The organism is Enterococcus sulfureus ATCC 49903, assembly GCF_000407605.1.
Classification (GTDB): Bacteria; Bacillota; Bacilli; order Lactobacillales; family Enterococcaceae; genus Enterococcus_G; species Enterococcus_G sulfureus.
Window position 1 is genome coordinate 1 of the sequence record NZ_ASWO01000008.1, and the last position, 10262, is coordinate 10262.

A 10262-nucleotide genomic window follows, 5' to 3' on the forward strand; every position below is an offset into this window, starting at 1 on the left:
AAAAAAAAAAAAACGAGTCTTTTTAGACTCGTTCACACAGTAATATCTAAATTGAAATCCTATTCTATTAACAAAAAAATAATCACATTTAAAGATTCGATTCACTGTAACTATATATACATCTAATTTTTTGTTTCTTTTGTACATTGCAAAAAGACTATAATAGATTTTAAAAATAATTCTTATTAAGAATAATTTAATAGTTTGTTTTATCATATGAAAATTAATATAATTAGTCTATTAATTTAAATTAAAGGAGACTATTCAATCTATGAAAAAAAAAATTGATGATATATTCGGTTATATTTCTTTCTGGAAACAGATTTTAATATGGCTATCAAGCATTTTAATTAGTTCGAAAATACTTGATATCTTTATTCAACCAGATATTTTTTTAAATAAAATTTTAACAATAATTATAAGTATTGTTATGGGTGCATTAATTATTTATTTATATTATTTATATTTATCTAATAAAGATAAGCGAAAATGAATAAAATAATTTTTTAAAATAGAGCCCAAGCTATACCATTAGCAAAATATCTTGCAACACCAGGGCTAAATCCTAAACCTTCTAAACCTATTGTTAAGCCATCAGTAAGTGTTCCGTTAAATGTCTCTAGCGTTTTAGCTAATGAATTTGCTGCTCCATAACCTACTACACCTTTAATCCATCCAGGTAATTTATTATAATTTTTAACTAAAATTTTAGCAGCAGCTGACCATTTCCCACGTTGTTTACTAACTACGTAACCATTCAATAGATCAACATTTTTTTCTGAGCGATTTAAAGATTGATTAATATCTAAATCTGTCAGTCCTAAATTTTTGAGATAAGTTAAGTCTGAATTAGTTAATTTGCTAGAAGTGCTTATGTTTGCCTTAGTGACCGGTGCGTTATATTCATCTGCAAATACAGAAACAGAAGGAACAACAACAACACTTAGCAATAAACTTGAGATAAATAAAATGCTAAACTTTTTCATATATACCCCTTCTTTCTTTATAAATAGTTTAGAATTATAAAGAAAAAATGTAAAGTAAAAACTTATATTTTTTCTTTAATTCGAGATTTTCTTTCAAATTTATTTTTCTTTTTTTACATCACTAATTGATGCTTTTTTCTTATAGTCTTTTCTAGAAGATTTTATAAAAAAGGTCTTAACTATGAAATAGTAAAAATCCCAAAAAGTTTATCAAATTTTTTTATTGACTAGATAGCTAACATAATCCATAGGATACGAGTAGAGCCTGTATCACGCGATACAGGTTCTTTCTTTGTGAATGCCAATTGGGGGGGCTATCTTAAACTGTCCAAAAAAGCCTATCGGAGCAACTAGCAACCGTAATGAAAGATTGTGAATTCCTCGCTGATCTAAAATCCAGGTATGTTGTCTAACGAAGGAAAAAGCGACTGTATATAACAACTAATCAGTCTATTTAGTTCGGTTAACTCCAATTAACCAGACCTATTTTTAGAGCCTATTTAGGGTTAACCATAGTTAACAAAGTTAATAATTATTTTCGTTATTTTAATAGTTTTTTATGATTTTTTTTCATACTTCGTTAATTGATTTATTAATTCTTCATGTATTTTGTTCTACATGTTTATTTTTTAATTTTAAGAATAATTTATATGGGTTTAATTTACATTTATCTTATATATTTTGTTCTTTTGTTCTTTTGGGTGAAAAAAAATTCAGTTTTATCAAGGGTTACAGCGATTAAATACCTACAAAAAGCGATGCATATACCTACAAAAGGCGATGCATATACCTACAAAAAGCGATGCATATACCTACAAATTTATTTTTATTGTAGGTATTTTTGTGTATAATAAAAAGCGTAAAGAAATCTCCCTAGACAAGTGATTCTTTACGCTTCAAAAATACAAACAAAAGGAGTGTATTTTATGGATATTTTACCACAAAATAGGAAAGTGGTAGAACACAATGATTTAATTAGCTCTGCTGCGAAAATGGATAAAGTTCCACTCCAGATTTTTGAATTAGCTGTTTCCTGTATCGACACCCAGAATCCACCAAAAGATAATATCGTCTATCTTTCTAAGAGTGAATTATTTTCATTTTTTAATCTATCTAGCGCAAGTAAGCACGCCAGGTTCAAATTAGCGATTGAACATATGCAGAAACAAGCCTTTTTCGAAATTGCTGTAACTGAAAATAAAGGTGTGCGTTTCCGAAATATCGTTCCGATTCCTTTCGTTGAGTGGACAGACTATGACGATCAAGTATTAGTCCAGTTTACCCCTCAAATTATGCCTTATTTGATCGATTTAAAAAATAATTTTACGCAATATGCGCTATCTGATGTGATGCAACTAAATAGCAAACATTCGATAACTTTGTATAAGTGGTTATCGATGAATTATAACCAATTCGAGCACTATCAGTACAAAGGAAATCGAACTCAAAGCCAGCTAAATGCTTATCAGAATCCAACTATAAGTATTGAAGAGCTGCGAACACTAACCGATACAGTAACAAAATATGAACGATTAGATAACTTTGAAAAACGAATTTTGATCGATACGCTCGAAGATATCAATACACATACTCATCTAAATGTATCATATGAGAAAATCAAAAAAGGACGTAAAGTTGAATCTATCCAATTTTACGTGAAGAAAAAATTTGTAGCACCAATTGATTATAAAGACGAACAAGCCGATGAAGCTTATTTAGCGAAAAAAGAACAAGATACGCAAAATAATCAGGCATTATATACTGTCGCAATGACCAATCCTTATACGCAAATGTTACTGAAACTATTTTTATTAGATGCTCTCGAATTGACCGATATGGATCTCATGATCGGTTTACAAAAAAATGTCTATCCTTTGTATGATAAATTAAAAGAATTACGTGGCCTGAAAGGCGTGGATAAGCATTTATCTTATGTTACTGCGAAACAGACTGCTTTCTCTAAAACCAATGTAGCGAAATATCTACATAAGTCGATTAAACAGTATCTTGTACAAGTGAAAATTGAAGATCAAGGGATCGATTGGAAGGGGGAATATGACATTTGAATAAAACTGTCAAAGAGTTAGCTGATGAAATTGGGGTATCTAAGACAGCTATTTATAAAAAAGTAAACGAAAATCAACGTAAACTCTGGTTTTCGAAAATCGGAAATAGGTTTGTGATTAGTGAAGAAGGACAAAAAGTTATTAAATCAAAGTTTGAAACCAAAAATAAAAAACGTAAACTGCAAACCGATAACCAAGAATTGATAACTGAAAACTTAGGAACGCAAACCAATAACCACCAAGTTTATGATTTAAATGAGCAATTATTGAAGCAAATCGATAGTCAAGCTCTCCAAATTGAAGACTTGAAAAAAACAAAGACAGAACAATTCAAACAAATCGATCATCTTCATAATCTACTCGACCAACAACAGCAGCTTCAACTCAATACACAAAAATTGCTGGAAGAAAAAGTACAATTGTTGGAAACTAAAGAGAATGAGATTCAAGAATTAAAAGAAAAAAAGTGGTATCAGTTTTGGAAATAAAATTATTCCTTAAAAAGCAAAAAACACCATCAATACAAAATCTATGATCACTTTCAGAACCTTAGTTTTTGATACCTTTGTAACTCAAATATATCAACAAATAAATTCAGTATCAAAAAGTTAAAAGTTAATGAATCTAAAAAAAACTCTTTAGTAAATAAAGAGCTTTTTTTATTTAATATAGGCTAAGATAAAATCAACTAATTTTTATTTTTATTAAAAAAATAAGTTGCTAAACAAAATCCGACAATCAACGATAATAAAATTATCCAAGTATCTTTAAAAAGAAAAATAAGCGACCAATTTCCTTGAATGCCGTTAAAAATAAATCTGATAACTAAGAAAACAAATAGGATAATAACTAAGTTTCTTATTTGATTACGCTTCATAATTTTCATTTCCTTTTTTGCTTTAAGTATATCATTTTAGATTTAAAGTGTATTTATATAATGTGATTACATCAATATACTTTTTGTGAGACTAATTTTTTATTCAACATAAATCATGTTAAACCAAGTTCATGTATCTTCTTTACAGCAATGTAAACAAACATATACACTATATAAATAGCGATTGGAACTTACAATAGACAGATATTTTCTTTAACAGAATGTACTCTAAAATTACAAGGAGGAAACAAAAATGAATTTTAGTCAGCAATTAAAAAAATATCGTGAATTAAAAGGATATTCTCAAGAAGTATTAGCCGAGAAAATATATGTTACTCGTCAAACTATTTCAAAATGGGAAAATGATAAGACTTATCCTGATATACATAATTTAGTTGCACTAAGTATTCTTTTTGAGATCTCTTTAGATGAATTAGTTAAAGGGGATATGATGACTATGAAAAATATTGTAGCAAAAGAAAAAATGGATAGAGATACTAAAGGAATGCTCCTATTTGTATGTTTAGAGTTGATTATAGGTGTTCCAAGTATAATTATATTTGGAATAAAAGGATACATACCATTCGTTGTATTGTGGGTATTCAGTATGTATTTTGCTATAAAAATAGAGATAGCAAAAAAGAAATACAATGTAAAAACATTTAAAGAGATTATTGCTTTTTCTGAAGGGGATTCAAATTTAGAGGAATTACAAAGAAAACGAAAGAATAAAAGTTATTTCAAGGAGCAAATATTGATTGTATTCACTTTTACATTAATTTTTGGAATACTCGCTTTAATTGTAGCCTTTGTAACAGATTTATTTTTAAAATTATAAGCCAAAAGAGGAAGTATTCAGTTTTTGGAATACTTCCTCTTTTGGCTAAAATAATATTCTCTTTTATTTTAAAGTTAACGCTCATTTTTAAATAATTCATCTACTGAAACATTCAATACCTTTGCTAAATTAAAAGCCAGAGAGAGCGTAGGATCATATTTATTATTTTCTATTGCATTTATTGTTTGTCTTGATACATTGCACTTTTTTGCCAATTCTTCTTGCGAAAGTTTCATTGAAGTACGTATATTTTTAATTCTATTTTTCATACTAATCGCCAAGTTTCTTTTGATTGTATTTTAGAGATATAAAATATACTATCGCAATTATAGTTAGAAATGAGAATGGGCTTGAACCATTATCAAAGGTTGCAGTAGTAAGATTGAACGCAGATACCACTAATTTCGATATACACTCTATAATGAGCACTCCTATAACTATTCCAAAAGTAAATGTACTAGACTTCCAAATGATCATTTGTCTTCTTTCATCACCTTTTTTAAATAGCGATACTATAATACCTAAATCTAGAAACAATAAAATAAACCCTAGTATCCACAAAGCTAAATAACCCTTATTCATAAAATCTCTCCATTCTTTTTGTCAAAAGTATTTTACACTTATAGTTTATCCATTGATCTATTTATTGTCAAAACATTTTTACATATTATTTTAAAAATATTATTTAATTCCCTGTTTTACATAATCTCGAAAAGACGAAGCAGGGCCTGTATCGAGCGATACAGGCCCTTTCTTTGTGAATTTTGATTGGTCTACCTCAACTCGTCCCAAAAAGCCTATTGGAGCAGCTAGAGATGTTTAAAAAGATTGTGAAATCCTAGTAGATCTAAAATCTCGTCGTGTTATCTAGAATAGAAAAAAATCCAAATTCTGTTAAGGTTAGGTTAAGGAAATCAAGGTAAAGTAACTTCATACCCAAACAAACGAAACCAATGATGTTCATTTCTTTCTCCCTAACTTACTAGTCCCCGCTAGTAAGTTTTTTTGTGTCCAATAGTCTATTTTTAAAGGGAGTATCCATCAGTTTTGTTACTTATGAATTAATCGTCTACAGAAGGACTATGAAACCATAAAAGGCAATTACTCGTTTGTATAATAAAACGTCATCGTATAGTAAAGGATTACGGTGAGAGCCGTAATGACAAGAAGTGCTTTAGTATTTAATGAGCCGATATACAGGAAAAACAAACCAAGTAAAATCGGTTTGACGAAAAATTTTACAAATTTAGAGTGTTTGTGTTGCAGATTTACGGTATACAACAGGCGAATCGGTAAAAAAAGAATACCAAAAAATAAAGTGAAGAGAAGATCTTTCCAAGATAAAGTGGGCTTCATGTATCTATCTCCTTTCGCATTTTTTGCGCCATCAAGATCTAGATCATCTAGCTGTAATACATTCTTGAGCAATGTTAAACTGACTAAATCAGGCTGGCTTTTTCCTAGCTCCCATTTAGAAATGGTTTGTCTTGTCACAAATACTTTGTCGGCTACTTGTTGCTGTGTAAGATGTAACGCTTCTCTTTTTTGTTTTAATTGTGTCGAAATATCCATCATAACCTCCTTCAATTCAAATTAGCATATGCTCTATTTTAAGCAAAGCAACGGAAGCGCAACACCTTAATTTTTTACACAGTTCATGAGGAAGTGGATTGTTAAACAATATCTATTTCAGTGAACTTAGACAAGAGTTCAATCGAATTCAAAAAAAATTTTAAGTGCATTTACAAAACAAAAAGTATAAATGAAAGAGAGTTAAAATTTTTTGAGTGGTAAAAAAATGAATTTATTTTTTAGATTAAACGAGTTTTTTCATTTGTTAAAAATTTTTTCGCAAGTTTTTTTATAGCAAAAAAATAAAGAACGGACAAAAAATAAAAAGATTATGCGCTCAAAATAAATTCTATACATTCAAAAATAAAATTTATTTTTGGGTGGACCGATCCAATTTATTGCCTAACCCCAGATAATGACCAAAAATGGATAAATAGCATTTTTTCTCCCAAAACACTGTTCAAACTATCTGAAAGAGCATAAGGGAAACTGGCGCCAGACAAGCTGGCGCGTTGATAGTATCAACGTTTTCCAAGACGTCAATCTTTCTCGCGGTTAACTATGGTTAACCACTAAAACAATCTAAAAACACTCTTGGTTAACTGTGGTTAACCGAATAAACGCGGGTTAACCACAGTTAACCCAAAAAAAAAGATCCTGTTAACTATAGTTAACAGGAAAAATAGATAGGCTAAAAAGAAAAATAAAGGCATAAAAAAACTTTATTTTTTTCTTTTTAATTGTTTATTTCAATCTTGTTCTGAAAATAAATTGCGTAGGCCAGATAGTAATTCTCGTTTATCCTCAGCTGTCATGCCACTACTTTTTTCTTCTTTTGGTTTAGGAGTAGTCAATTTTTCTTTTGTCATTTCTAATTTTTGTAGCGCAATATATTGTTCAAGTAATTCTAATTCTCGTTGTTTTTGTTTTACTTTATCTTGAACTGAATACTCTTTTTCAACTTCAAGTTGAGCATTTGCTTTGATCAATGCAGCGTCTTGTTCGATCTTTGTTGGAGCATGTTTGTTAAAGTCATTTGCATTTTTTGGTTCGGGTTTAAATGAAAACTGATACCCAATCACAGGTTTTCCTCGACCTTTACCATATTTTTTTGTGATGGTTAATCCTAAAAAGATAGCCGTTAATTCTTGACGAATTGGAGTTATAACTCGTGTATCTACATTCACTTGTTTATTCCAATAACTTTTAGGAATATCTAATAACTCAAATAAATCCTCTTTTGAAAAATAAGCAAAACCTTTTGTACGAAATTGTTTTAATAAACGAAACATTGTTTTCGAATAGCTGCTTTGTAGTTCATTAAATTGTTGTAGAGAATATCGTACCCAAGAATCCAAATCATTTAATAAAGGAATAGCTTTTTTGTGAACCTGAATATCTACATAAGGAACTTCTATATCTCCGTTGATTTTAAATTCAGTGAACATAACAAAAGCTTCAAAACTTAATCCAGTTTGGCTAGTTCTTCCAAAATGAAGTTGTAGCAACTTGATATAGGTTGTTTTTAAATCATCAATAAATCGTTTATTTGCGGTTGCTTTATAATTGCTTAAATCTTTTAATTGATCAAATGTAAAACGAACAGTTGTGTCGCCTTTATCTCTCATACGAGACACGATGGAAAAAAATAAATTCATTTCTACAGGTGTAAACTTCCGTAAAGGAATGGTATTTAATTCATTATGATACTTTACAATTTCGTTAGCCATACTTAACTCCTTTTTAACTACAATACATACGAAATGTAGTCTATAAACAAGTTTATAAACAGACAAAATGTAGTTTATAAACAGACAAAATGTAGTTTATAAACGAATGAAAACCTTGGGAGAGTAGGGATACAGAATGGGGTAAAGAGGGTTAAAAGAGGTTTAAAAAGAGTTTATAAAGAGGCACGGAAATTTTCCTGCCTAAAAATACTCCTTTATTTAAAAATAGATCTACACGTACTAAGCTTAAAAACTAAAGGAGTGATCGCTACACTCTCACATTAAACTTACAGCAGTCGCTTACGCTCCTTTGCGAAAAGACAAAAGAAAAATACTTAGGAAAGACTATAGCGTGTTTAAAACGCCATTAAACGCTCTCCTAAGCATTTAGATAGATCCTATATTTAGTTATACGCGTCTTTCAGACGGTCAGGGCAAGCCCTAACAACCCTACAAGAAGATCTATAGATTTACTTCCAAAATCGCCACCTTTTTGATCGCGCTTACATTTTTTATTTATATGTTAAATAAAAAATGGTATAATCAATTTAATCTATTAGAATACACTATCATGAAAGGATTGACAGATAATAAATAAGATATAATTAATTATTGGTATAGGGTGAATTTAAAAAATTAAAGAACTTGAAATATATTAGCAAACACATGACGCAAAAAAATTGACTGAAATAATTATTCAATTACTTAAGGCAATGACAATAAGGAGAAATTCTCATGAATAAGAAAAAAAGAAAAATCTTCTTTGCACTGGCTTTATTCTTAGTAGGTATGATTTGTTTCTTTGATTTAAATCGTAATGTACATGCTAATACTTTAGAAAATAATAACTATTCTCAGAAAATTTATTTCTCCAATTCTGATGAGGAAATAAATATCGCACAAATGTTAGGAGAACAATTTACTCAAATGAAAATACAATCAGGAGATTTATTAGTAGACAGTGAGGGAAATCTTCAAGTAACTCAACAATGGATTGATCGCATAAAAGCAACTGTTTCTCCTGATTACGAAGTTATTGCAGATGGTAATGCAATAATATTAATAAACAAATATGAAATGATGTCTCGTTCAGGTGGAGGAGTTACAAAATTAGTGAATACATGGAAAGGGTTTGACTTATATTTTAAGGATTCACATACTAGAAATCTTTCAGATGCACAACAAGCTGCGGCTATTGTGACACCTTTCGTTGGAGGACCTCTAGGTTCTGTTATGGGTGCGATACTTCAAGGGACTTCTTTAAGTAATCAATAGAGTAAATAAAAGCAATGGAGTTATTGTTGCTTTTTTAGGAAAACAGATTAGTCCCCCACCAATTGTTCATTGGATTTCTGCACAATGATTTTAAAATTACTCTAAATTTATAATAGAAAGTAGGGATTAAAATGTTTGATCCTGTATTTATATTGTCTTGCGCAATCTTCTTAGTTGTTATATGTATGGGTGCTGAGTACAATCCTATTCTAAAAAAATATCCAATTATTCAAAAAATAATCTTATTTATTATTGGAGCTTTTATATTATATTCAATTATTCAGATAAGATAATTAATATATCTTTAAAAGATAAGAAATTGGGCCTATATTGTTTGATGTAGGTCCTATTTTTGTGATGTTCAGATTTAATAATTCAAAGGCTTGTTGCAGCAGTCGCTTACGCTCCTTTGCGAAAAGACAAAAGAAAAATACTTAGGAAAGGCTATAGCGTGTTTAAAACGCCATTAAACGCTCTCCTAAGCATTTAGATAGATCAATCCTATATTTTAGTTATACGTGTCTTTCAGACGGTCAGGGCAAGCCCTAACAACCATAGAAAAAGATTGAGAGAGTTACTTCCAAAATTGCCACCACTTTGATTCTGGTTCTTTTTGTGTTTGTTCCAATAGTTGAGTGGTTTTTTGTTGTTCGTAAAGAAGTAATTGCTGTAATTGATCATTTGATTTTTGTAAATTTGCAATTTGAGTATCTTTTATAAAAAGTTGATTATTCTGAGTTTCAATTTGAGAATTTAACGCCATTATAAGTGTTTGATCGTTTGATTCACTCCGATTCATGTATGATTCAATATATTATATCGAATTCCAGTATAAAATTATAGATAAAGCACGTGATTCTAGCTAATTTCTATTTTCTATAAAACTAGATTTTTAACAACTTTCGAAAAAAAAAAAAA

At 29.5% G+C, this 10262-nt stretch carries 10 protein-coding genes; 4 read left to right on the top strand and 6 right to left on the bottom strand.

The annotated features are described in order from the left end of the window. Window positions 1–506: 506 nt before the first annotated feature. Window positions 507–986 carry a hypothetical protein gene (locus I573_RS11205; RefSeq protein WP_016186670.1) on the bottom strand — a complete coding sequence of 160 codons (480 nt, stop codon included), beginning with the start codon at window positions 984–986 and terminating at the stop codon, window positions 507–509. Between the two features lie 926 nt (window positions 987–1912). Here I573_RS11205 and I573_RS11210 point away from each other — a divergent pair. The 3 genes from I573_RS11210 to I573_RS11225 all read left to right on the top strand — a co-directional run bounded on the left by I573_RS11210 (window position 1913) and on the right by I573_RS11225 (window position 4767). Next, entirely contained in the window at window positions 1913–3052 is a 1140-nt protein-coding gene (locus tag I573_RS11210) for a RepB family plasmid replication initiator protein (protein WP_016252713.1), read from the top strand. Continuing rightward, complete coding sequence (locus I573_RS11215; RefSeq protein ID WP_016186663.1) at window positions 3049–3540, top strand: MerR family transcriptional regulator; 492 nt, start codon at window positions 3049–3051, stop codon at window positions 3538–3540. The genes I573_RS11210 and I573_RS11215 overlap by 4 nt, the downstream gene beginning before the upstream one ends. A gap of 642 nt (window positions 3541–4182) precedes the next feature. Next, window positions 4183–4767: a helix-turn-helix domain-containing protein gene (locus tag I573_RS11225; protein WP_016186665.1), complete on the top strand. Its 585-nt coding sequence runs from the start codon at window positions 4183–4185 to the stop codon at window positions 4765–4767. 74 nt (window positions 4768–4841) lie between these two features. On the opposite strand, the gene I573_RS11230 is transcribed toward I573_RS11225, so the two are convergent. The 4 genes from I573_RS11230 to I573_RS11245 form a co-directional block, all read right to left on the bottom strand. After that, window positions 4842–5036, bottom strand: coding sequence for a helix-turn-helix transcriptional regulator (locus I573_RS11230; RefSeq protein WP_035020898.1), 195 nt, complete (start codon window positions 5034–5036; stop codon window positions 4842–4844). A gap of 1 nt (window position 5037) precedes the next feature. Next, window positions 5038–5349: a hypothetical protein gene (locus I573_RS11235; RefSeq protein ID WP_016186666.1), complete on the bottom strand. Its 312-nt coding sequence runs from the start codon at window positions 5347–5349 to the stop codon at window positions 5038–5040. Window positions 5350–5868: 519 nt separating this feature from the next. Continuing rightward, window positions 5869–6339 carry a helix-turn-helix transcriptional regulator gene (locus tag I573_RS11240; RefSeq protein ID WP_016186667.1) on the bottom strand — a complete coding sequence of 157 codons (471 nt, stop codon included), beginning with the start codon at window positions 6337–6339 and terminating at the stop codon, window positions 5869–5871. 749 nt (window positions 6340–7088) lie between these two features. After that, window positions 7089–8069 (bottom strand): replication initiation protein, encoded by a 981-nt coding sequence (locus I573_RS11245; RefSeq protein ID WP_016186668.1) that lies wholly within the window; start codon window positions 8067–8069, stop codon window positions 7089–7091. 735 nt (window positions 8070–8804) lie between these two features. Here I573_RS11245 and I573_RS11250 point away from each other — a divergent pair. Further along, a complete protein-coding gene (locus I573_RS11250; RefSeq protein ID WP_016186672.1) occupies window positions 8805–9344 on the top strand; it encodes a hypothetical protein in 540 nt (179 codons plus the stop codon). Between the two features lie 574 nt (window positions 9345–9918). On the opposite strand, the gene I573_RS11255 is transcribed toward I573_RS11250, so the two are convergent. Then, the gene (locus tag I573_RS11255; RefSeq protein WP_155855549.1) at window positions 9919–10143 is read right to left on the bottom strand and encodes a hypothetical protein; all 225 of its coding nucleotides are present in this window, start codon (window positions 10141–10143) and stop codon (window positions 9919–9921) included. Window positions 10144–10262 lie beyond the last annotated feature (119 nt).

Excerpts from the sequence above, each read along its gene's own strand:
- I573_RS11240 (WP_016186667.1), bottom strand. The coding sequence starts at position 6,339 with ATGGATATTTCGACACAATTAAAACAAAAAAGAGAAGCGTTACATCTT.
- I573_RS11245 (WP_016186668.1), bottom strand. The coding sequence starts at position 8,069 with ATGGCTAACGAAATTGTAAAGTATCATAATGAATTAAATACCATTCCT.
- I573_RS11225 (WP_016186665.1), top strand. The coding sequence starts at position 4,183 with ATGAATTTTAGTCAGCAATTAAAAAAATATCGTGAATTAAAAGGATAT.
- I573_RS11255 (WP_155855549.1), bottom strand. The coding sequence starts at position 10,143 with ATGAATCGGAGTGAATCAAACGATCAAACACTTATAATGGCGTTAAAT.
- I573_RS11230 (WP_035020898.1), bottom strand. The coding sequence starts at position 5,036 with ATGAAAAATAGAATTAAAAATATACGTACTTCAATGAAACTTTCGCAA.
- I573_RS11250 (WP_016186672.1), top strand. The coding sequence starts at position 8,805 with ATGAATAAGAAAAAAAGAAAAATCTTCTTTGCACTGGCTTTATTCTTA.
- I573_RS11235 (WP_016186666.1), bottom strand. The coding sequence starts at position 5,349 with ATGAATAAGGGTTATTTAGCTTTGTGGATACTAGGGTTTATTTTATTG.
- I573_RS11210 (WP_016252713.1), top strand. The coding sequence starts at position 1,913 with ATGGATATTTTACCACAAAATAGGAAAGTGGTAGAACACAATGATTTA.
- I573_RS11205 (WP_016186670.1), bottom strand. The coding sequence starts at position 986 with ATGAAAAAGTTTAGCATTTTATTTATCTCAAGTTTATTGCTAAGTGTT.